Origin of the sequence: Tistrella mobilis KA081020-065 (assembly GCF_000264455.2) — a bacterium.
Taxonomy (GTDB): domain Bacteria; phylum Pseudomonadota; class Alphaproteobacteria; order Tistrellales; family Tistrellaceae; genus Tistrella; species Tistrella mobilis.
On the sequence record NC_017956.1, the window covers coordinates 767590 to 787054 of the forward strand.

20 protein-coding genes are annotated in these 19465 nt (G+C 68.0%); 8 read left to right on the top strand and 12 right to left on the bottom strand.

What is annotated here, in order from left to right:
• Both rfaE1 and TMO_RS03460 read right to left on the bottom strand, forming a co-directional pair.
• A complete protein-coding gene (rfaE1, locus tag TMO_RS03455) occupies window positions 1–1515 on the bottom strand; it encodes a D-glycero-beta-D-manno-heptose-7-phosphate kinase (RefSeq protein ID WP_014744199.1) in 1515 nt (504 codons plus the stop codon).
• Window positions 1516–1555: 40 nt separating this feature from the next.
• Entirely contained in the window at window positions 1556–2170 is a 615-nt protein-coding gene (locus tag TMO_RS03460; protein ID WP_014744200.1) for an SIS domain-containing protein, read from the bottom strand.
• Window positions 2171–2356: 186 nt separating this feature from the next.
• Here TMO_RS03460 and TMO_RS03465 point away from each other — a divergent pair, with 186 nt between their 5' ends.
• A complete protein-coding gene (locus TMO_RS03465) occupies window positions 2357–2788 on the top strand; it encodes a cupin domain-containing protein (protein WP_014744201.1) in 432 nt (143 codons plus the stop codon).
• Window positions 2789–2798: 10 nt separating this feature from the next.
• Here TMO_RS03465 and rfaD read toward each other — a convergent pair whose 3' ends face one another.
• Window positions 2799–3785, bottom strand: coding sequence for an ADP-glyceromanno-heptose 6-epimerase (rfaD, locus tag TMO_RS03470; RefSeq protein WP_014744202.1), 987 nt, complete (start codon window positions 3783–3785; stop codon window positions 2799–2801).
• 265 nt (window positions 3786–4050) lie between these two features.
• On the opposite strand from rfaD, the gene TMO_RS03475 reads away from it, so the two are divergent.
• Complete coding sequence (locus tag TMO_RS03475) at window positions 4051–4299, top strand: hypothetical protein (RefSeq protein ID WP_014744203.1); 249 nt, start codon at window positions 4051–4053, stop codon at window positions 4297–4299.
• 88 nt (window positions 4300–4387) lie between these two features.
• Here TMO_RS03475 and TMO_RS03480 read toward each other — a convergent pair whose 3' ends face one another.
• Window positions 4388–5065, bottom strand: coding sequence for a YjbF family lipoprotein (locus TMO_RS03480; protein ID WP_014744204.1), 678 nt, complete (start codon window positions 5063–5065; stop codon window positions 4388–4390).
• Window positions 5066–5331: 266 nt separating this feature from the next.
• Here TMO_RS03480 and cysD point away from each other — a divergent pair, with 266 nt between their 5' ends.
• From cysD to cysC, 3 genes are all read left to right on the top strand, one after another.
• A complete protein-coding gene (gene cysD / locus TMO_RS03485) occupies window positions 5332–6135 on the top strand; it encodes a sulfate adenylyltransferase subunit CysD (protein ID WP_014744205.1) in 804 nt (267 codons plus the stop codon).
• Window positions 6136–6154: 19 nt separating this feature from the next.
• Window positions 6155–7108 carry a GTP-binding protein gene (locus tag TMO_RS31980; RefSeq protein WP_014744206.1) on the top strand — a complete coding sequence of 318 codons (954 nt, stop codon included), beginning with the start codon at window positions 6155–6157 and terminating at the stop codon, window positions 7106–7108.
• A 98-nt stretch (window positions 7109–7206) separates the two neighbouring features.
• The gene (cysC, locus tag TMO_RS31985) at window positions 7207–8085 is read left to right on the top strand and encodes an adenylyl-sulfate kinase (RefSeq protein WP_416069004.1); all 879 of its coding nucleotides are present in this window, start codon (window positions 7207–7209) and stop codon (window positions 8083–8085) included.
• Window positions 8086–8145: 60 nt separating this feature from the next.
• On the opposite strand, the gene TMO_RS03495 is transcribed toward cysC, so the two are convergent.
• From TMO_RS03495 to TMO_RS03530, 8 genes are all read right to left on the bottom strand, one after another.
• Complete coding sequence (locus TMO_RS03495; protein WP_014744208.1) at window positions 8146–9687, bottom strand: class I adenylate-forming enzyme family protein; 1542 nt, start codon at window positions 9685–9687, stop codon at window positions 8146–8148.
• A gap of 41 nt (window positions 9688–9728) precedes the next feature.
• Complete coding sequence (locus tag TMO_RS03500; RefSeq protein WP_014744209.1) at window positions 9729–10538, bottom strand: SDR family oxidoreductase; 810 nt, start codon at window positions 10536–10538, stop codon at window positions 9729–9731.
• Entirely contained in the window at window positions 10535–11680 is a 1146-nt protein-coding gene (locus TMO_RS03505; protein ID WP_014744210.1) for a thiolase C-terminal domain-containing protein, read from the bottom strand. The genes TMO_RS03500 and TMO_RS03505 overlap by 4 nt, the downstream gene beginning before the upstream one ends.
• Window positions 11677–12096: a Zn-ribbon domain-containing OB-fold protein gene (locus TMO_RS03510; RefSeq protein WP_014744211.1), complete on the bottom strand. Its 420-nt coding sequence runs from the start codon at window positions 12094–12096 to the stop codon at window positions 11677–11679. The genes TMO_RS03505 and TMO_RS03510 overlap by 4 nt, the downstream gene beginning before the upstream one ends.
• Window positions 12093–13007 carry a MaoC/PaaZ C-terminal domain-containing protein gene (locus TMO_RS03515; RefSeq protein ID WP_014744212.1) on the bottom strand — a complete coding sequence of 305 codons (915 nt, stop codon included), beginning with the start codon at window positions 13005–13007 and terminating at the stop codon, window positions 12093–12095. Before TMO_RS03515 ends, TMO_RS03510 begins: the two co-directional genes overlap by 4 nt.
• An 89-nt stretch (window positions 13008–13096) precedes the next feature.
• Window positions 13097–14245 (bottom strand): CaiB/BaiF CoA transferase family protein, encoded by a 1149-nt coding sequence (locus tag TMO_RS03520; RefSeq protein ID WP_014744213.1) that lies wholly within the window; start codon window positions 14243–14245, stop codon window positions 13097–13099.
• Window positions 14246–14271: 26 nt separating this feature from the next.
• The gene (locus tag TMO_RS03525) at window positions 14272–14721 is read right to left on the bottom strand and encodes a MarR family winged helix-turn-helix transcriptional regulator (RefSeq protein WP_014744214.1); all 450 of its coding nucleotides are present in this window, start codon (window positions 14719–14721) and stop codon (window positions 14272–14274) included.
• Window positions 14722–14844: 123 nt separating this feature from the next.
• Window positions 14845–15750, bottom strand: coding sequence for an SDR family NAD(P)-dependent oxidoreductase (locus TMO_RS03530; RefSeq protein ID WP_014744215.1), 906 nt, complete (start codon window positions 15748–15750; stop codon window positions 14845–14847).
• A 167-nt stretch (window positions 15751–15917) separates the two neighbouring features.
• Between TMO_RS03530 and TMO_RS03535 the strand changes: the two genes are divergently transcribed.
• Genes TMO_RS03535 through TMO_RS03545 form a run of 3 tightly spaced genes read left to right on the top strand, consistent with a single transcriptional unit; the run spans window position 15918 to window position 19449 of the window.
• Window positions 15918–17069: an acyl-CoA dehydrogenase family protein gene (locus TMO_RS03535; protein WP_014744216.1), complete on the top strand. Its 1152-nt coding sequence runs from the start codon at window positions 15918–15920 to the stop codon at window positions 17067–17069.
• Entirely contained in the window at window positions 17066–18649 is a 1584-nt protein-coding gene (locus TMO_RS03540; protein WP_014744217.1) for a class I adenylate-forming enzyme family protein, read from the top strand. Before TMO_RS03535 ends, TMO_RS03540 begins: the two co-directional genes overlap by 4 nt.
• The gene (locus TMO_RS03545; protein WP_014744218.1) at window positions 18646–19449 is read left to right on the top strand and encodes an enoyl-CoA hydratase/isomerase family protein; all 804 of its coding nucleotides are present in this window, start codon (window positions 18646–18648) and stop codon (window positions 19447–19449) included. Before TMO_RS03540 ends, TMO_RS03545 begins: the two co-directional genes overlap by 4 nt.
• Window positions 19450–19465: the final 16 nt, after the last annotated feature.

Below are 19465 nucleotides of genomic sequence, written 5' to 3' on the forward strand. Positions count from 1 at the left end.
TCAGTCGCCGCCGGCAGCGATGCGGGCGACGGTGGCCGTGGTCGAATGGCCGGGCAGGATCGGCACGATCATCACCCGGCCGCCGCGGGCGGTCACCACATCGGCGCCGACCACGGTTTCGGGTGTGTAGTCGCCGCCCTTGACCAGCAGATCGGGGCCGATCGCCCTGATCAGCCCGGCCGGGGTTTCTTCGGCGAAGATCAGCACCAGATCGACATCGGCTAGCGCCGCCAGCACCGCGGCGCGGGTCTCCTGGTCCTGGACCGGCCGGGTCGGGCCCTTCAGCCGCCTGACCGAGACATCCGCATTGACCGCCACCACCAGCCGGTCGCAGGCGGCCCGTGCCCGGGCGATGACGTCCAGATGGCCGCGATGCAGCAGGTCGAAACAGCCATTGGTGACACCGACCTTCAGGCCTTCGGCCTGCCAGGCGGCGGTAAGCCGGGCCGCCGCGGCGGCATCGGTGAAGACCGGCGCATGGCGGGCGGCACCGCCGGCTGCGACCGATTTCGCCTCGGCATCGCCCGCCACGGCCGCCCGCACCTCGGTGGGGGTGACCGTGGCGGTGCCGAGCTTGCCGACCACCACGCCGGCGGCGGCATTGGCGTACTGGACCGCATCGACGATCGATCCGCCGGCCGCAAGGCCGCAGGCCAGGGCCGCCACCAGCGTATCGCCGGCGCCGGAGACGTCGAACACTTCGCGCGCCCGGGCCGGCAGATGCACCGCCGACCCGTCCGCGCCCACGATGCTGACGCCATGGGCCCCGCGGGTGGCGACCAGATAGGGAAAGCCGTTGGCGCGCACCAGCCCCAGGGCCGCGCGGCTCACGGCATGATCATCGGCCGGGTCGACCGGTTCACCCGCTGCGGCTGCGAGTTCGACCGCGTTCGGGGTCAGCACCATGGCGCCCCGATAGCGACTGAGATCCCGCGCCTTGGGGTCGACCACGACCGGCCGCCCTGCGGCGGCACAGCGCGTCATGATCGCGGTCACGATGTCGGGGGCCAGCACGCCCTTGCCGTAATCCGACAGCAGCACGATGCCGGCATCGGCAATCGCCGCGTCGACCGCCGCCAGCAGCCCGGCGCGGGCGGCCGGCGACAGGCGGCCGGTGCCGTCTTCGTCCGAGCGCAGCAGCTGCTGGCTTTGCGCCACATAGCGGGTCTTGACGATGGTGCCGCCCTCGGGGTCGACGGCCAGATCGCCGCTGATCCGGGCTTCGGCATCGAACAGGCCGCGCAGCTCGTCGGCTGCGGCATCGGGCCCGACCACCGCCACCAGCCGGGCGGTCGCACCAAGCGAGGCGACATTGCGGGCGGCGTTGCCGGCCCCGCCGATCATGGTGGTGCGGCGGTCGACCCGCAGCACCGGGATCGGCGCCTCGGGCGAGATCCGCTCCACCTTGCCATAGACGAACCGATCGAGCATCACATCGCCGATCACCGCCACATTGACCGCAGCGAAGCCGCGGTCGAGATCGAGGAAGTCGGCACGGGCGGGGCGGATCGTCATCGGGTCGGGGTCCGGTCTGAAAGGTGGGGCAATGTGCCGGTCAGGCGCGCGGTTCTTGGGCCACCAGGCCGAGGCCGATTTCGAGCGCACCGCAGAGCATCTGGCCCAGCATGATGTGCATCTCCTGGATGCGGGCGGTGGTCTCGCTCGGCACCACCAGGGCCAGATCGGCGCGGCTCAGCGTGTCGCCGCCGTCGCGGCCGGTGAGGGCGACGGTGGTGATGCCGGCAGTGCGGGCGGCATCCAGGCCGATCAGCACATTGGGGCTGCGGCCCGAGGTGGTGATGCCCACCGCCATGTCGCCCGACCGACCCAGCGCCAGGATCTGGCGGGCAAAGAGCTGATCGAAGCCCATATCGTTGCCGATGGCGGTGAGTGCCGAGGTATCCGTGGTCAGCGCAAGGCCAGCGATCGGCGCGCGGTCGCGGCGATAGCGCACCGCCAGTTCGGTCGCCAGATGCTGGGCGTCCGAGGCCGAGCCGCCATTGCCGAAGAACATGATCTTGCCGCCGCCCTGGATCGTGGCCAGCGCCATCTCCACCCAGCGGATGAAGGGCTGCTTCAGGGCCGCGCGGGTGCGGGCGGCGACCTGTGCATGTTCCTCCAGTTCTGCATCGAAGAAGGCGTCGGCATCGAAGGCGGCGTCGAGATCCATGAGCCCGGTCCTGGCTGATCGGCCGGCCATCTGCCGGCTGCGGCCACGATAGGGGGCGGGACCGCGGGTGACAAGACGCGGCCATCGCTCGAACGCTCGTTTGACGCCGTCTCCCCGGCAGCCGATGATCATGGGCAAGGGAACATGCCGCCGGACGAAGCGGCCGCCAGGGAGGACAGAACCGTCATGACCGTCGCCACCGCCACGACCACACCCGCAGATGCGCCGGCAGATGCATCGGAGGCGGGCCCGCGGGTCACCATCGCCCGCGCCGCCGAGGGGCATTTCGAGGGGGACGGCCTCAGGGCCTTCTTCACCTATCGCGACCTTGCGATCGGCACCGCCACCCGGGGCCGCTTCCACGCCCATGTCATCCGGGCCTCGGAAGCCGTCACCGGCGGCACCGGCCGCCATGCTCATAGGCTGGACTTTCAGATGGTCTACGTCCTGAAGGGCTGGGTGCGGTTCTGGTACGAAGGCACCGGTCAGGTGACGCTTGCCGCCGGCGACTGTGTCTATCAGCCGCCTGGCATCGCCCATGAACTGGAGGCCGGCTCCGACGATCTCGAAATGCTCGAAATCACTTCGCCGGCCGAGTTCTCGACCACCGCCGTCTGATCCACGGCCCTCAGACGTAAGGGTCGGCGTTCAGAAGATAATCCCGGACATAGGAGGCGATGCCGTCCTCAAGCTCGGTCGTGGGCCGGGTGAAGCCGGCGGCGCGCAGGCGGCCGATCTTTGCCTCGGTGAAGTACTGATACTTCTCGCGCAGATGTTCGGGCATGTCGACGAACTCGATCTCGGGCTTCAGGTTCATCGCGGCATAGACGGCGCGGGCGAGGTCGGCAAAGCTGCGGGCCTTGCCCGAGCCGACATTGAACAGGCCGCTGGCTTCGGGTGTTTCCAGCAGCCATTCGACCACGGCCACGCAGTCGCCCACCCAGACGAAATCGCGCAGCTGTCCGCCATGGGGATAGTCGGGGCGGTGGCTGCGGAACAGCCGGGCATGGCCGCCGTCGCGGATCCGGCAGAACACCTGATGGGCGACGCTGCGCTGGCCGCCCTTGTGGTATTCGTTGGGCCCGTAGACGTTGAAGAATTTGAGACCGGCCCATTGCGGCGGCAGGGCGGCGCCCCGGGCGCGGAGCGCGGTGATCCGCCGGTCGACCATGTGCTTCGACCAGCCATAGGCGTTCAGCGGCTGCAGGCCGGCCAGCGCGCCCGCCTCGCCATCATCGTCGAAGCCGAGTGCGCCATCGCCATAGGTGGCTGCCGAGGAGGCATAGATCAGCCGTACGCCATGGCGCGCGCACCAGTCGACCAGATCGAGCGTCAGACGGATATTGTTGGCGACGATCACGTCGGCGTCGCGCTCTTCGGTCGAGGAAATGGCGCCCATATGGACCACGGCCTCGATCTCGCCTGCCCGTGCATTCAGGAAATCGAAGATCCGCTCAGGGCGCACCACATCGGCAAGTGCACGCTTGGCGATGTTGCGCCACTTGTCGTCGGTGCCCAGGGTATCGACCACCACCAGGTCGTCATGGCCGCGGGCTTCAAGCCCGGCCAGAATGTTGGAGCCGATGAAGCCGGCGCCGCCGGTCACGACGATCATGGCATTTCTCCTGCGCTGCTGCGCCTTCTGTCATACCGGCCCTGCGCCGGTCGGCGTTTCTGCATAACCTGTTGCATCTCTGCAATCAATCGGCCCGTGCCGCGGAAAACTCACACCTGCGGCCCCGCCCCGGGGGTGGACTCAGCCCTGCTGTGCAATGCAGCATGGGTATTGCGACACGGTATCGGGTTGCCCGGCGGCACGCGCGTGCCGTATAACTGTTAACGCTAGCACCTACCCCATGGGGAATATCGGAGATCATATCATGATCAAGACCTCGATCCGCGCTCTTGCGGTTGCGCTCGCTCTCGCGGGCTCGGCCGGCATCGCGCTGGCGCAGACTCCGCCGCCGGCGAACAACACCGACGATGAGGCGGGCTATCTGTTCGACGACGAGCTGACCGGCCTGGCCGTCGGTGGTGGCGCTGCCGCCGCCGTGGCGATTGCCATCATTGCCTCGGACGACGACGATAGCGGCACTTCGACCTCGACTGCGACCAGCACTGCTCGCTGATCCGTCGATGGTTTGACGAGACGGAAGGCGGCCCTGGAAACGGGGCCGCCTTTCGTCTGTTCAAGGGAGAGCTTTCAGGCCGTCCCGCTCAGGGAATTTGCGCAGGGCGTAGCAGTGTGATTTCCATGGTGCCCAGTTCCGGGGAGATGACCTGCCGGCTCCGCCAGATCCGCTTGCTTTCAGACTCGTACCAGTACCGGTTCGTGAACCGCCAGCGCATGCTTTCGACCGTGCAGTCTTCGTCATAGACGCTGGTATCGAACGTGTACTTGCCCACGGTCACCTGCTCCTGTCCGGCCTCTTCCAACTTGCAGTCGGCACGGATGTCGTACAGCCTCCGGCTTGGCATATCGAACAGCCTGATATACCCGCCAGCACCGGCTGCATCGGGAACCGGCGTAGTGAGACCGCCAGGCAGACCTTCGAACCTGACGACTCGCAGATTGTCCGGCAGTCCGACGGTACGGACCAGGATGCCCTGACGGGTGTGGACTTCCGCGCGGTCGCGGGCCCGCCAGACCAGCGTGCCATCCCGGGTATCGGCCAGTGCGACACGAGCCGAGCCACGGCCGAACTCCACCAGGATGGCAGAGACCGGCAGCTTGTCCACGTCGATCTCTTCCGCCGTTGGCGCCGAATTCCGAAAGAAGACTGCCTGGAGGGTATCGAAGGGCGCAGGCAATTCACCTTTGCCCGTGCAGGCGGAGAGCAGCAGGGCCGGCAGCAGCAGGATCGAACGGAAACGTCTTGTGGCAGAATGGCTCATATCAGGCGGACCCTCTGGTCGCATCGCATGGAAAGCGCGCCAAAGCTACAGCATCCGCGCCCGCGATGCAGCATCCGCCCCCGGCATCAAAAAACAAATATTAATTGTTAAATAAATCAATATCCGATTAGGGCCTGGACAATCTGTCGGGAACATGATTTCTGTGGGGCCGGAAACCACATCCACCGCCCGCACCCGAACCCCGCCCGCCTGTCCGCCAGCCTCGTTCGCCGACGCCAGCCTGGGCATGAGGAGCGAAGGATTCCATGGATCATCTCGACCGTCTTGAGGCGCAGAGCATCTACATCCTGCGCGAGGCGTTCAACCGCATCGACAAGCTCGCAATGCTGTGGTCGATCGGCAAGGACAGCAATGTCATGGTCTGGCTGGCCCGCAAGGCCTTCTTCGGCCATGTGCCTTTCCCCGTGCTCCACGTCGACACCTCGTACAAGATCCCCGAGATGATCGAATTTCGCGACCGGATGGCGCGGGAATGGGGGCTGAACCTGATCGTCGGCCAGAACCGGGCGGCGCTGGATGCGGGTATGAACCACACCCGCGGCCGCGTGGTCTGCTGCTCGGCGCTGAAGACCGAGGGGCTGAAGTCGCTGCTCGACACTCACGGCTTCACCGGCGTCATCGCCGGCATCCGCCGCGATGAAGAGGGCACGCGCGCGAAGGAGCGTGTGTTCAGCCCGCGCGGCCAGGACAATGCCTGGAACGTCAAGGATCAGCCGCCGGAGTTCTGGGACCAGTTCAAGACCGAATTCCCGGCCGGCACCTCGGTGCGCATCCATCCGCTGCTGCACTGGACCGAGGTCGACATCTGGCGCTACATCCAGCGCGAGGAGATCCCGGTGGTGACCCTCTATTTCGCCAATCAGGACGGGCTGCGCTACCGCTCGCTCGGCTGCGCGCCCTGCACCCTGCCGATCCGCAGCACGGCATCGACCGTGGCCGAGATCGTGGCGGAGCTTGAGACCACCCGCACCTCCGAGCGCGCCGGCCGTGCCCAGGACAAGGAATCCGAAGATGCCTTCGAGCGCCTGCGCGCCGAAGGCTATATGTGATCGGGACGGAGCCCAGCCCATGACTGCCGATACCCTCCAGCCCGTCCTGGCAGAAGACGACGATCTGCGCGCCGCGATCGACCGCCGGCTGATGCGCATCGTGATCGTCGGCCATGTCGATCATGGCAAGTCGACCCTGGTCGGCCGCCTGCTCAACGACAGCGGCTCGCTGCCCGAAGGCCGGGTCGATGCCATCCGCGCGATGAGCGAGCGCCGGGGCATGCCTTTCGAATGGTCTTTCGTCATGGATGCGCTCAAGGCCGAGCGCGACCAGGGCATCACCATCGATTCGGCCCAGATCTGGTTCAAATCCGCGCGCCGCGACTACGTCATCATCGATGCGCCGGGGCACAAGGAATTCCTGAAGAACATGATCACCGGCGCCGCCGCGGCCGAGGCCGCGGTGCTGGTGATCGATGCGGCCGAGGGCGTGCGCGAGCAGTCGCGCCGCCATGGCTATCTGCTGCACCTGCTGGGCTTGCGCCAGATCGCGGTGGTCGTCAACAAGATGGATCTGGTCGGCTACGACCAGGCCCGTTATGACGCGGTGGTCGCCGAATATACCGACTATCTGGCCGGGATCGGCGTCACGGCCACCTATTTCGGCCGGTGGCGGCGCGCGAGGGCGGCAATATCGTCGAGCGGGCGCGCGACACCATGCCCTGGTACAGCGGCCCGACCGTGTTGGACGCGCTGGACGGTTTCGTACCGGCCCCGGCGCTTGACGACCGGCCGCTGCGCCTGCCGGTGCAGGATGTCTATAAATTCGACGAGCGCCGGATCATCGTCGGCCGGATCGAAAGTGGCCGGCTGGCGGTCGGCGATACGATCATGGTGTCCCCCGCCAACAAGACCGTGCGGGTGCAGACGATCGAGCATTGGGGCAAGGGCGTGCCGCCGGTCGTGGCCGGCACCGGGCGCAGCGTCGGGATCACCTTCGACGAGCAGATCTTCATCGAACGCGGTGACGTGATCAGCCATGTCGAAATGCCGCCGGTCGAGACCGACGTGTTCCGCGCGCGGCTGTTCTGGCTGGGGCGTACGCCGCTCACCGTCGGTGCCGGTTACCTGATGAAACTCGCCACCCGTCAGGTGCGGGTGACGGTCGACCGGATCGAGAAGGTGATCGATGCCGGCAGCCTGGCCGGGGCGGATCAGGGGGATCAGCCGCAGGTGGTGGAACGCAACGCGGTCGCCGAAGTGGTGCTGCGCTCGCGCGGCCTGCTGGCGCTGGATGAATTCCGCGACCTGCCCAATACCGGCCGCTTCGTGCTGATCGAAGACTACGATACCGTCGGCGGCGGCATCATCGCGATGGACGGCTATCCCGATCAGCGCAGCGCCGTGACCCGTAAATCGACCAACATCACCGCGGTCGAACACCGGGTGACCGCCGAGGCGCGGGCGCGGCGCAACGGCCATACCGGCGGGGTGCTCTGGCTGACCGGCCTGTCGGGGGCCGGCAAGTCGACGCTGGCGATCGAGCTGGAACAGCGGCTCTTTGCCAAGGGCTATCAGGTCTTCGTGCTCGACGGCGACAATGTCCGCCACGGCCTGAACGCCAATCTGGGCTTCAGCCCCGAGGACCGCACCGAAAACATCCGCCGGGTGGGCGAGGTCGCGGCCCTGTTCGCCGAAGCCGGCTTCCTGGTGCTGACCGCCTTCATCTCGCCCTACAGGGCCGATCGCGAGCGGGCCCGATCCGCTGCCGGGGCGGGCTTTCACGAGGTCCATGTCCGCGCCGATCTGGATGTCTGCGAGGGCCGCGACCCGAAGGGGCTCTATGCCAAGGCGCGGCGCGGCGAGATCCGCGACTTCACCGGCATCGACGCCCCTTACGAGCCGCCGGCGGCGCCCGAACTGGTGGTGGATACCGGCCGTCTGTCGATCGAAGAGGCGGTGCAGTCGGTGATGGACTATATCGAGCGGCGCTTCGCGATCGCCCGCTGATGGCGCAACCCTTGAACGCAGAACGCCCCGGCCTGCAATGCGGGCCGGGGCGTTCTGCGTTCAGGCGGTCGCCTTCGCCCAATAGGGCGCGCGCAGTTCCCGCTTCAGCACCTTGCCGATCTCGCTGCGCGGCAGGCTGTCGCGCAGTTCTACCGCCGACAGCCGCTGGGTCTTGCCCAGCTGCGCATTCGCGTGGTCGCACAGCGCCTGGGGCGTGGCATCGTGGCCCGGCCGCAGCACCACCAGGCCGAGCGGGGTTTCCCCCCAGGCATCGCTCGGCACGCCGATCACCGCCACATCGGCCACGGCCGGGTGGCTGCGCAGCGCCGCTTCCAGGTCGGTCGCATAGATGTTGAAGCCGCCCGAGATGATCATGTCCTTCTTGCGGTCGAGCAGCTGCAGGAAGCCGTCGGCGTCGAAACGGCCCATATCGCCCGAGCGTATGAAATCCAGCCCCTCCGGGCTCCGCCAGATGATCTCGGCGGTTTTCTCTGGCTGGTTGTGATAGCGCTGCATCATCGCGCCGGAGCGGCCGACGATCTCGCCGAACGCCCCCGGCGGCAGCTCGTTGCCGTCCTCGTCGATGATCCGGATATCGGCACCGGGCGAGGGGCGGCCGACGGTGTCGAGCTTGTCGGGATGGGCCGCGCAGTCGAGCATCACCGACACCCCGCCTTCGGTCATGCCGTAGAGCTCGATCAGATTGCCGGGCCAGCGTGCCATCACCTGCGCCTTCATCGCGGCCGGCAGCGGCGCCGAGGTGGAGAATTTGCAGACGAAAGTGGAAAGATTGGCCGCATCGAAGCCCGGCGTGTCCATCAGCCGCGTGTATTGCACCGGCACCAGCACGGCATGGGTCACATGTTCGACCTGGGCGACCTCCAGGAAGCGCGTCGTATCGAACCTGCTCATCGAGATCAGAGTGGCCCCGCTCGCGAGGGTCGGCAGGGCCAGGAACAGCGTGGTGTTGGAATAGAGCGGCGTCGAGATCAGCGACCGCGCGCCCGGCCTCACGCCATACTGCGCGACCCGCCCGGCCTGGCGCGCCCGGAAGCGCTGGTCGTGCACGATGCCCTTGGGCGCACCGGTCGTGCCCGAGGAATAGATCATGTTGATCAGAGCGGTGGGCCGCACGTCGACCGGCTGGATGGGGCGGGCCCAGCTGATCCAGTTTTCCAGCGCCTCGACCATCACCAGCTCTTCGGCACCGAGCCGGCGGGCCGTTTCGGCATGGGCGGCCGAGGCGAACAGGATGCGGGCGCCGCAATCCTTGAGCATCAGTTGCAGCGCCGCCTCGGTGGCGCTCCAGGGCAGCGGCACCACGCAGGCGCCGGCGTGGATGATCGCGCAATAGACCGCGATATGCTCAACCGAGTTCGAGGCGAGGGTCGCCACCATGTCGCCACGGCCGATGCCGTGCATCGTCAGTCCGCCGGCAATACGGGCGACCAGTTCTGCGAAACTGCCCCAGTCGAGGCGGCGGTTTTCGTCGATCACCGCCGGTGCGCCCGGGAAGCGGGCGGCATTGTTCGCCAGACGACGGGCAAAGCCGATGAAGGCTTCGCCCGGAATCGCGGGCGGAATCAACTGTGGCTGAGGCATGATGGCGTTTCCCTGGTCTTGTCAGTTGAGTTCAGATCAGATCAGACCCCGACGATGTCGGCAAGCCGGCCGGGCATCGGGTTCAGGATCGACCCGCCATCCACCGGGATCACTGCGCCGGTGATCCACGAGGCGCGGTCCGATGCCAGGAAGCCGCAGAGGTTGGCGACGTCCTGCGTGGTGCCCATGCGCCGAAGCGGGATGGCGTCCATTTTTGCGCGGGCACTCGCCGCGTCCGGCATCAGCCGGCGCACGCCCTCGGTATCGGCGATCGGCCCCGGGACCACCGAATTCACCCGCACCCCCGCCGGGCCCCATTCCAGCGCCAGTGTCCGGGTGATCATGTCGACCCCGGCCTTGGCGGCGCAGACATGGGCCTGGCCGATCATGGCAACGCTCGCCTGTGCGGCCGAGACGTTGATGACCACGGCCCCCGGCTTCCTCAGATACGGCCAGGCCGCCCGCATCACGTGATGGGTGCCGAGCAGGTCGATCTCCAGCACCGCACGAAAGCCGTTGGAGCTGATATCGGCGGCGCGGGCGACGAAATTGCCCGCAGCGCCCGAGACCAGCACATCGATCGGCCCGAAGCGGTCGGCCGCGGCGGCGAGCGCCGCCTCGACCGCTGCGGCGTCACGGACATCGGCGGCAATGCCGTCGGCCCCGGCGCCGGAGCCTGCAAGTTCCGCCACCGCCGCACGGACCTTGTCGGCGCTGCGCGAGAAGACGAAGACCCGCGCACCTTCCGCGGCGAAATGACGGGCGATGCCCAGATTGATGCCGCTGGTTCCCCCTGAGACCACCACCGTGCGGCCGTCGAAATCCCCGCGCGATCTCAGATCCCGGCTCACCACCGGTCCTCCGAGGTCAGCACGGCGGTTGCCGCGGCCGAGAACATGCCGCCCACGCCATGGACGACCGAGACTTTCACCTCGCCGGCCTGGGCGGGCGAGGTACCGCGCACCTGGCGCACACCTTCCTGCAGGGCGAACATGCCGTACATGCCCGAATGGGCGTAGCTCAACCCGCCGCCATTGGTATTCATCGGCAGCCTGCCGCCCGGGCGGGTATGGCCCTCGGCGATGAAGGCTCCCCCCTCGCCGCGGCCGACGAAGCCCAGATCTTCCAGCCCGTAGATCGGCAGATGGGCGAAGGCGTCGTAGATCATCAGATGGTCGACATCGGCATGGGTGATGCCGGCACTTTCGAACGCCAGCCGCCCGGAGGTGCGGAAGGCGCGCGAGGAGGTGAAATCCTCCATCTGCGAGACCATCGGCCCCTCGGCGCTTTCGCCCCCGGTGCCGCGCAGATAGACCGGCTTCGTTGGAAAATCCCCGGCCCGCTCGGCCGAGGTCAGCACCAGCGCGCCGCCGCCATCCGAGACCAGGCAGCACATCAGCAGACGGAAGGGCCATGCGATCATCCGGCTGCCGAGCACGTCGTCGACGGTGATCGGGTCGCGGAAGCCGGCACGGGGATGTTTCGACGCCCAGTCCCGCTGGGCCACCGCTACCGCCGCCAGCTGTTCTTCCGTCAGCCCATCCTTCGCCATCTTGCGCGCGACCGGCAGGGTGAAGCGGGTCGGGGGCAGGGTGACGCCATAGGGGGTTTCGAATTCCTGCTGCTGCATGGCCGGGAAGATCGGCCGGTGGCCGCGATGGCCGCTGCGGCCGCTTTCACCATGGGTGATCAGCACCGTGCGGCACAGCCCCGCCTCGATCGCGGCCGCGGCATGGCGGACATGGGCGATGAAGCTGCAGCCGCCGACCGAGGTCCCGTCGAGCCAGGTGGGGGTGAGGCCCAGATACTGAGCGATTTCGGCGGCATCATGGCCGGCGGTGGCGATGCCGTCGACATCGCGGACGGTGAGGCCGCAATCGGCCAGCGCGTTGAGGGCGGCATCGGCATGCAGCCCGGTCTGGCTGAGGTCGGGGATCTTGCCCAGGCGGGTGGTCTCGGCGGCACCGACGATGGCGATGCGGGCGCGGGTCATCGGGCGTCTCCCCGAACGGGCCGGAACTGGGGCACGGTGATCTCGTCGGTGCGCCGTTCGAAGGTCACCTCAAGCGGCATGTCGATGGCAAGCGCGGCCGGGTCGGCCGGGCAGTCGACGATGTTGGCCATCATCCGCGGCCCTTCCTCCAGCTCCACCGCCGCCACGATGAACGGCCCGTCATAGCCGGGGGCGGGCAGGTGGTTGATGATGAAGCTGTACAGCCGGCCGCGGCCGCTGGCGTCGAAGGTCTTCACCGCGCGGGATCCGCAGTGCGGGCAGAAGGGCCGCGGGGGGAAATAGGCGGTGGTGCAGTCCTGGCAGGACTGGAGGACCAGCCGGCCTTCGCGGGCGCCCTCCCAGTAATGCCGGGTTTCGGGCATGGGTTTGGGCAGGGGGCGGTCGGCCAAGCTCATCGGGCGGATCCTTCGGTCGGGCGGGCGGAGTCGGAAGAGCGGGCAGAGGCGGCAAGGCGCGCCCGGCCGTGGCTGAGCACGGTCACGTCGCGGGCGGGAACGCGGGTGCGGAAGGCGTAATCTTCCGGTCCTTCGCGCCAGATCTCGGTGCGGAGCGTCTCGCCCGGGAAAACCGGGGACGAGAACCGGGCCGACAGCGCGGTCAGCCGGGCCGGATCGCCGCCGCCGGTCGCCTGCAGGATCGACCAGCCGGCGACGCCATAGCTGCACAGCCCGTGCAGGATCGGCCGGTCGAACCCGGCCTCCCGCGCCACAGCCGGGTCGGCATGCAGCGGGTTGGGATCGCCCGACAGCCGGTAGATCAGGGCCGATTGCGGCAGGGTGGCGTGTTCGTGCACGGCATCGGGTGCGCGCTCCGGCGTGGGCTGGGGGGTCTTGACCGGGCCGGCCGGGCCGCCGAAGCCGCCATCGGCACGGGCGAAGCTGGTGACCTCGATGGTGGCGATCAGCCGGCCCGTGGCAGTATCGGTCAGGCTGCGCTCGGAGTAGATCAGCGCGCCACGACCCGGCCCTTTGTCGACGATGCCGGTGATCCGGGTGCGGCCGGTCAGCCGGCCGGCCGGCGGCAGGGAGCCATGCAGGGTGATCGCCTGTTCGCCATGCAGCAGCTGCTGCCAGGTGATGCCGGTGTCGGGCTCCATCGCCCAGAACCCGGACGAGCCCAGAACCACGACCATGGTCGGCAGGGCGGCGAAATCCGGGGCGCGTTCATAGGTGACGCCCAGCGCGGCCGGGTTCAGCGGGTCGCTGCCGATGCCGAGACCGAGGGCATAGAGAATGCTGTCGCGATGGTCATAGACCTGCTCGACCGGCGGGAACGTCCGCGCGAGCAGGCGGTCGTGATCGATCATCGTTTCCTCCCGGACGGTTGATCCGTCTTATCAGGCTCAATTTGAGCAAGCTCATCATGCCGGCGCAAGCAGCCGGTAGCGGAGGGGGCTCAGCCGGTTTTGGAAAAGCCGAGCTGCGCCAGCAGGGCCGGATCCAGGCCCCAGTCGGCAAGGGCGGTTGCGGTATCGGCCCCCGGCACCGGCGGCGGGGCGGGCAGGGGCGTGCGGGCCTCGGCGAAGCGCGGGGCCGGCGCCGGCTGGACCACGCCGTCGCGGGTGACGAAGATGCCGCGGACACGGTTGTGGGGGTGGTCCGGTGCTTCCATGGGCGAGAGCACCGGCGCGAAGCAGACATCGGTGTTCTCAAGCAGCGCCTGCCAATGGGCGCGGGGCCGGCCTGCGAAGGTCTCGGCCAGGATGCTGCGCATCCGCGGCCAGTCCTCGCGCCGGTTCCGGTCGCCGATCGCCGCGGGATCGAGCCCCAGCCTGTCCAGCAGCAGGGCCCAGAATTTGGGTTCCAGCGCGCCGATGGTGATCCAGCCGTCATCGGCACAGCGATAGACGCCGTACCAGGGCGCCCCGCCATCCAGCTTGTTGTCGGCGCGTCGGTCCGACCAGAGGCCGGCGGCGCGCATCGAAAAGGTCATCGCCATCAGTACCGCGGTGCCATCGCAGATCGCCGCATCGACCACGTCGCCCCGGCCGGTGCGGGCGGCTTTCAGCAGGGCCGTGACCATGCCGAAGGCCAGCAGCATGCCGCCGCCGCCGAAATCACCGACGATGTTGAGCGGCACCGGCGGCGGCCGGTCGGCATCGCCCATCGCCCAGAGCGCACCCGAGAGCGCGATGTAATTGAGGTCATGTCCCGCGGCGGCCGCAGCGGGGCCGGTCTGGCCCCAGCCGGTCATCCGGCCATAGACCAGCCGGGGATTGCGGGCCCGGCAGATGTCGGGGCCGAGGCCCAGACGTTCCATAACGCCCGGGCGGTAGCCCTCCATCATCGCATCCGCGCGGTCGATGAGGGCAAGGGCCGCCGCGCGGCCGGCATCGGTCTTGAGGTCGAGGGCGACGGAGCGGCGGCCGCGGGCGAGCACGTCGGTGGCGGCCCCCGGCCGCATGTCGCCCGCCCGCTCGACCCTGAGCACCTCGGCCCCCATGTCGGCGAGCATCATGCCCGCGAAGGGGCCGGGCCCGATACCGGCGAACTCGACCACGCGCAGCCCCGCAAGAGGGGGCGCGCCCGGATCAGTCTCGGTCATGTGTGATACCCGTGCGGGGGGCCGGTTCAGCCCCGGTTGCACGCCTTCAGCAGGTTCTCGCGGACGAGATCCAGACGGTCGCGCATGAAGGCGACGTCCTCGTCGCTCATGCCTGCGAAGGCGATCTTGTCGACCTCGCCGATGCAGCGGGTCAGGAACTTGACCGCCGGCTTGGCGAGGTCGGTGGCGAAGACCAGCTTCGCCCGGCGATCCTCGGGATGGGGGCGGCGCTCCACGAAGCCGCGTTCTTCCAGCCGGTCGATCAGCTTGCCGGTGGTGACGGTCGCAATCTCCAGCCGGTTGGCGAGTTCCGACTGGCTGAGCCCGTTCTCGCGCAACAGATGCACCAGAACCCAGCCCTGGGACATGGTCAGATCATGCGGCTTCAGCAGCCGGTCGAAGATCAGCGCACGAAAGCGTGCGATGTCCTGGAAGACGGGGTTGTCCTTGTCTGCTTTGGCGCGGGCCTTCGACATGCGTGTCATTCCGGCAGAGGGCTTTCGGAGAGGAGCGGTCCCCAATCTATGGCGCAGCGGCGGGGGCGGCAAGCGACCGGCCCCCGATGTTGCAGACCGGGTTGGATCGGGTGGGGCGGAGGATCAGACGGGATCCCACGAGAAGACGTCGCCCGAACGTTCGAGCGGGGTGAAACCGGCGCGCATGGCCGGCAGCGCGTGGGAGAGCACGGTCTCGGCCGTCCAGCCTTCCGAGCGATGGGCCGAGCGCACCGGACGCGGCTGGCTCATCAGGAAGATCTCGTTGTTGCGCACGGTGAAGATCTGGCCGGTGACGTCGGCCGACTGGTCCGAGAGCAGGGCCGCGACCAGGGGCGCGATCTTGTTCGGCGTCATTTCTTTGATCCGTTGCACCCGTGCCATCTCGGCCTCGTTGGTCACCGGGATGGTGCCGATCAGCCGGCTCCAGGCGAAGGGGGCGATGCAGTTCGAGGTGACGCCGAAGCGGGCCATGTCGAGCGCGATCGACCGGGACAGGCCGACGATGCCGAGCTTGGCGGCGGCGTAGTTCGCCTGGCCGTAATTGCCGATCAGCCCCGAGGTCGAGGTGAAGTGCACGAAACGGCCCGAGCCTTGCTCGCGGAAATGGCGGGCAGCGGCATAGGAGGTGTTGAACGATCCGTTCAAATGCACCGAGATGACCGCCTGCCAGGCTTCGGGGGTCATCTTGTGGAAGATCATGTCGCGCAGGATGCCGGCATTGTTGACCACGCCGTCGATCCGGCCGAACTGGCGGACGGCGGTCTCGATCATCGCCTCGGCATCGTCCAGCTGCGAGACGTCGCCGAAATCGGCGACCGCTTCGCCGCCCGCGGCCTCGATTTCGCGGACCACCTCGCGCGCCGGCGCATCGTCGGCACCGTCGCCCTTGTCCGAGCCGCCGAGGTCGTTGACCATCACCTTAGCACCCTTGGCGGCGAGCAGAAGGGCTATGTCGCGGCCGATGCCGCGCCCGGCGCCGGTGACGACGACGGATTTACCTTCGAGCATGCGTCTCCTCCCTGATCGTGTGTTTTCTGGCGGAATACAGCCGTTTTCCGTATTCAATTAGCATGATCATAATATGCTTGATTATGCTTTTCAAGCTGCCTAACCTCGATCTTGCCCGGCAGGCAGACACGACCGCCGGAGAAAAAATGCCAGGGAGGACGTCTGGGATGTTCACCAGACAGATTTTCACGGAGGAGCACGAGCTTTTCCGCGAACAGGTGCGCCGATTCGTCGAGCGGGAGATCACCCCCAACCACGCCGCCTGGGAGAAGGCCGGTGCCGTCGACCGCGACGCCTGGAGGAAGGCGGGTGAGGCGGGGCTGCTCTGTGCCGCCATGCCCGAGGTCTATGGCGGTGCCGGTGCCGACTTCCTGTTTTCGATGGTGGTGATGGAGGAACTGGCGCGGGCGGGGGCGATGGGGCCCGGTTTCTCGCTGCATTCCGACATCGTCGCCCCCTACATCCTTCATTACGGCTCGGAAGAGCTGAAGCGGCACTGGCTGCCGCGCATGGCACGGGGCGAGGCGATCGGCGCCGTGGGCATGACCGAGCCTGCCGCCGGATCCGACCTTCAGGGCATCCGCACCACGGCGGTCCGCGACGGCAACGACTGGGTGATCAACGGCCAGAAGGTGTTCATCACCAATGGCGGCAATTGCGACCTGATCGTGCTGGCCTGCAAGACCGACCCCGCCGCGGGCGCAAAGGGGGTGAGCCTGATCCTGGTCGAGGCCGACCGGCCGGGCTTCACCAAGGGCCGGCTGCTCGACAAGGTCGGCTGGAAGGCCCAGGACACGGCCGAGCTGTTCTTCGAGGATGTGCGCGTGCCGGCCGGCAATCTGCTGGGCCGCGAAGGCCGCGGCTTCGTGCAGCTGATGGAGCAGCTGCCGCAGGAACGCCTGCTTCAGGCGGTCCGGGCCGCGGCGGCGCTGGAGGCGGCGCTCGACTGGACGGTCGCCCACACCACCGACCGCAAGGCCTTCGGTCGGCCGATCGCCCAGTTCCAGAACACCCGCTTCAAGCTGGCCGAGGTCAAAGCCCAGGCGGTGGTGATGCGGGTCTTCGTCGACCGCTGCCTTGAGATGCATCTGAAGGGTGAGCTGGACGCGGTCGATGCCGCGCTCGCCAAGATGGTCAGCTCCGAAACCCTGTTCCAATGCCTCGATGTCTGCATGCAGATGCATGGCGGCTACGGCTATATGTGGGAATATCCGATCGCCCGCGCCTGGGCCGATTCCCGTGTCGGCCGCATCGCCGGCGGTACGGGTGAGATCATGCGCGAGATCATCGGCCGCGCCCTGGTGGGGAGGTCGGAATGATCCGCATCCCCGACCTGTTGCGCAAATACGCGGCCGCAGCCCCCGATCGCCGCGCCCTGCATTTCGAAGGCCGCGATTTCACCTGGAGCCAGACGAATGATCGTGTGCACCGCATGGCATCGGTGCTGCACGGTTTCGGCGTCGGCCCCGGCGACCGGGTCGCCTTTCTGGGCTGGAATTCCCACTGGCTGGTCGAGACTTATCTCTCGCCCTCGGTGATCGGCGCCATTCCGGTGCCGCTGAACCACCGGCTGGGGTTCCCCGAACTGGTGGGGCTGATCGCCGACTGCACGCCGAAGATCCTGATCGTGGACCGCCATATGGCCGAGACCGGCGCCCGGCTGATGGCGGCCTGTCCGGCGCTCGACCGGCTGATCTTCGCCGACTGGGACGGCAGCCATCCGGCCCTGCCGCCCGGCACGCTCTCTTACGACGCGCTGATCACCGCCGGGCCGCCGGTCGCCGAGGATCGCTTCGACCATCTGGCCTCCTGCGACGGTGACACGCTGATCCTCTATTACACCTCGGGCACCACCGGCGTGCCGAAGGGGGTGATGCTGTCGCATCTGAACCTTTTCGCCAATGCCGCCGGCACCGGGCCGCTCTACGAGTTCTCGGCGGAGGACGTGCTGCTGCTCTCGGGGCCGCTGTTCCATCTGGGCACCGGATCGCGGGTCTTTACCGCCCTGGTCTTCGGCGCCGGCATGGTCGTCCAGCCGCGCTTCCGGGTGGAAGAGACCATGCAGCTGATCCAGGACTGCCGGGTCACGACCGTCACCCTGGTGCCGACCATGCTGCGGATGATCCTGGACCATCCCGAGTTCGACCGGTTCGACTTCTCGTCGATCCGCTGCTTCACCTATGGCGCGGCGCCGATGCCGGTGCGCCTGATGGAGCGCGCGATCGAGAAGGTGCCGGGTGTCACCTTCTGCCAGGGCTATGGCATGACCGAGGCCTCGCCGGTGCTGTCGGTGCTGACCTGGAAGGATCATGTGCCGGGCAGCCGCTTCTTCGACAAGCTGGGCTCGGTGGGCCGGCCGATCCATTACGGCGATCTGCGCATCGTCGATGCCGATGGCCGGCAGCTGCCGGTGGGGGAGGTGGGCGAGATCGTCATCCGCGGCCCCCAGGTCATGACCGGCTACTGGAACCGCCCCGACGAGACCGCGCGCGCCATCCGGAACGGTTTCTACCACACCGGCGATGCCGGCTATCTGGATGAAGACGGCTATCTGTTCCTTGCCGGCCGCACCAAGGAGATGATCATCTCGGGCGGCGAGAACGTCTATCCGATCGAGACCGAGAACTGCCTGTCGCGCCATCCGGCCGTGGCCCAATGCGCCGTCTTCGGCCTGCCGGACGAGCTGTGGGGCGAACGGGTGCATGCGGCTGTGGCCCTGCACGATGGCGTCGAGGCCGATGCGGCCGAGCTGATCGCCTGGTGCCGCAGCCAGATCGCCGACTTCAAATCGCCGCGCAGCATTGACATCTTCCGCGAGCCGCTGCCGCTGTCGCCCACCAACAAGATCGACAAGACCCTGTTGCGCGCCCGGGCGCTGGCGCCGAAGGAGGAGGCATGACCGAACCGCTCCCGATCGAGCGCAGGGGGGCGGTCGCGATCCTGCGCATGCAGGATCAGGCCACCCGCAACGCCCTGACCGATGCCATGAAGACCGCCCTTGCCGATGCGGTGGCCGGGCTGGAGGCCGATCCGGAATTGAGGGCGGTGGTGCTGACCGGCACGGGGGCCGCGTTCAGCTCCGGCGGTGACCTGAAAGGCATGCTCGCCCGCCATCGGGCGGCCGGTGGTGCGGGCGAGAGCCCCGAGAGCATCGCCGGGCGGTTCGAGGTGCTGCATGGCTGGCTGCGCCGGTTGAGGGATCTGCCGGTGCCGGTGATCTCGGCGGTGAACGGCGTCGCCTATGGGGCGGGGTTCGGCCTGGCGCTGACCGCCGACATCGTGCTCGCCTCGGAAGAGGCGCGGTTCTGTGCCTCGTTCTGCAAGCTGGGTGCCGTGCCCGATTTCAACCTGTTCTGCACCCTGCCGCGGATGGCGGGGGTGCAGCGTGCCCGGATGATGTTCCTGACCGGTCGTGAGATCGACGCGCGCGAGGCCGAAGCCTGGGGCATCGTCATGGAGGTGACGGCACCGGACGCCCTGGAAGAGCGGGCGATCGCCATGGCCGAGGCCCTGGCGCTCGCCTCGCCGCTTGCGGTGCGCTGGACCAAGCAGGTGACGGGCCGGGCCTTCGATCTGGACGGCGAGGCCCTGCTTGCGGCCGAGGCCGAGGCCCAGGCCGACTGCCTGACCAGCGCCTATCATCTGGAGGCGCTGGAGCGCTTCACCCGCAAGCTGCCGCCGCTGTTTCCGGGCATCTGAGAAACGATCGTCTGCC

What these genes read in the sequence shown, in the direction of transcription:
- TMO_RS03540 (WP_014744217.1), top strand. Translation starts at nt 17,066, where the DNA reads ATGATCCGCATCCCCGACCTGTTGCGCAAATACGCGGCCGCAGCCCCC.
- rfaD (WP_014744202.1), bottom strand. Translation starts at nt 3,785, where the DNA reads ATGATCGTCGTGACCGGCGGCGCCGGCTTCATCGGCTCCAACATTCTG.
- cysD (WP_014744205.1), top strand. Translation starts at nt 5,332, where the DNA reads ATGGATCATCTCGACCGTCTTGAGGCGCAGAGCATCTACATCCTGCGC.
- cysC (WP_416069004.1), top strand. Translation starts at nt 7,207, where the DNA reads ATGAAACTCGCCACCCGTCAGGTGCGGGTGACGGTCGACCGGATCGAG.
- TMO_RS03465 (WP_014744201.1), top strand. Translation starts at nt 2,357, where the DNA reads ATGACCGTCGCCACCGCCACGACCACACCCGCAGATGCGCCGGCAGAT.
- TMO_RS03535 (WP_014744216.1), top strand. Translation starts at nt 15,918, where the DNA reads ATGTTCACCAGACAGATTTTCACGGAGGAGCACGAGCTTTTCCGCGAA.
- TMO_RS31980 (WP_014744206.1), top strand. Translation starts at nt 6,155, where the DNA reads ATGACTGCCGATACCCTCCAGCCCGTCCTGGCAGAAGACGACGATCTG.
- rfaE1 (WP_014744199.1), bottom strand. Translation starts at nt 1,515, where the DNA reads ATGACGATCCGCCCCGCCCGTGCCGACTTCCTCGATCTCGACCGCGGC.
- TMO_RS03480 (WP_014744204.1), bottom strand. Translation starts at nt 5,065, where the DNA reads ATGAGCCATTCTGCCACAAGACGTTTCCGTTCGATCCTGCTGCTGCCG.
- TMO_RS03525 (WP_014744214.1), bottom strand. Translation starts at nt 14,721, where the DNA reads ATGTCGAAGGCCCGCGCCAAAGCAGACAAGGACAACCCCGTCTTCCAG.
- TMO_RS03505 (WP_014744210.1), bottom strand. Translation starts at nt 11,680, where the DNA reads ATGACCCGCGCCCGCATCGCCATCGTCGGTGCCGCCGAGACCACCCGC.
- TMO_RS03475 (WP_014744203.1), top strand. Translation starts at nt 4,051, where the DNA reads ATGATCAAGACCTCGATCCGCGCTCTTGCGGTTGCGCTCGCTCTCGCG.
- TMO_RS03460 (WP_014744200.1), bottom strand. Translation starts at nt 2,170, where the DNA reads ATGGATCTCGACGCCGCCTTCGATGCCGACGCCTTCTTCGATGCAGAA.
- TMO_RS03530 (WP_014744215.1), bottom strand. Translation starts at nt 15,750, where the DNA reads ATGCTCGAAGGTAAATCCGTCGTCGTCACCGGCGCCGGGCGCGGCATC.
- TMO_RS03520 (WP_014744213.1), bottom strand. Translation starts at nt 14,245, where the DNA reads ATGACCGAGACTGATCCGGGCGCGCCCCCTCTTGCGGGGCTGCGCGTG.
- TMO_RS03510 (WP_014744211.1), bottom strand. Translation starts at nt 12,096, where the DNA reads ATGAGCTTGGCCGACCGCCCCCTGCCCAAACCCATGCCCGAAACCCGG.
- TMO_RS03515 (WP_014744212.1), bottom strand. Translation starts at nt 13,007, where the DNA reads ATGATCGATCACGACCGCCTGCTCGCGCGGACGTTCCCGCCGGTCGAG.
- TMO_RS03545 (WP_014744218.1), top strand. Translation starts at nt 18,646, where the DNA reads ATGACCGAACCGCTCCCGATCGAGCGCAGGGGGGCGGTCGCGATCCTG.
- TMO_RS03495 (WP_014744208.1), bottom strand. Translation starts at nt 9,687, where the DNA reads ATGCCTCAGCCACAGTTGATTCCGCCCGCGATTCCGGGCGAAGCCTTC.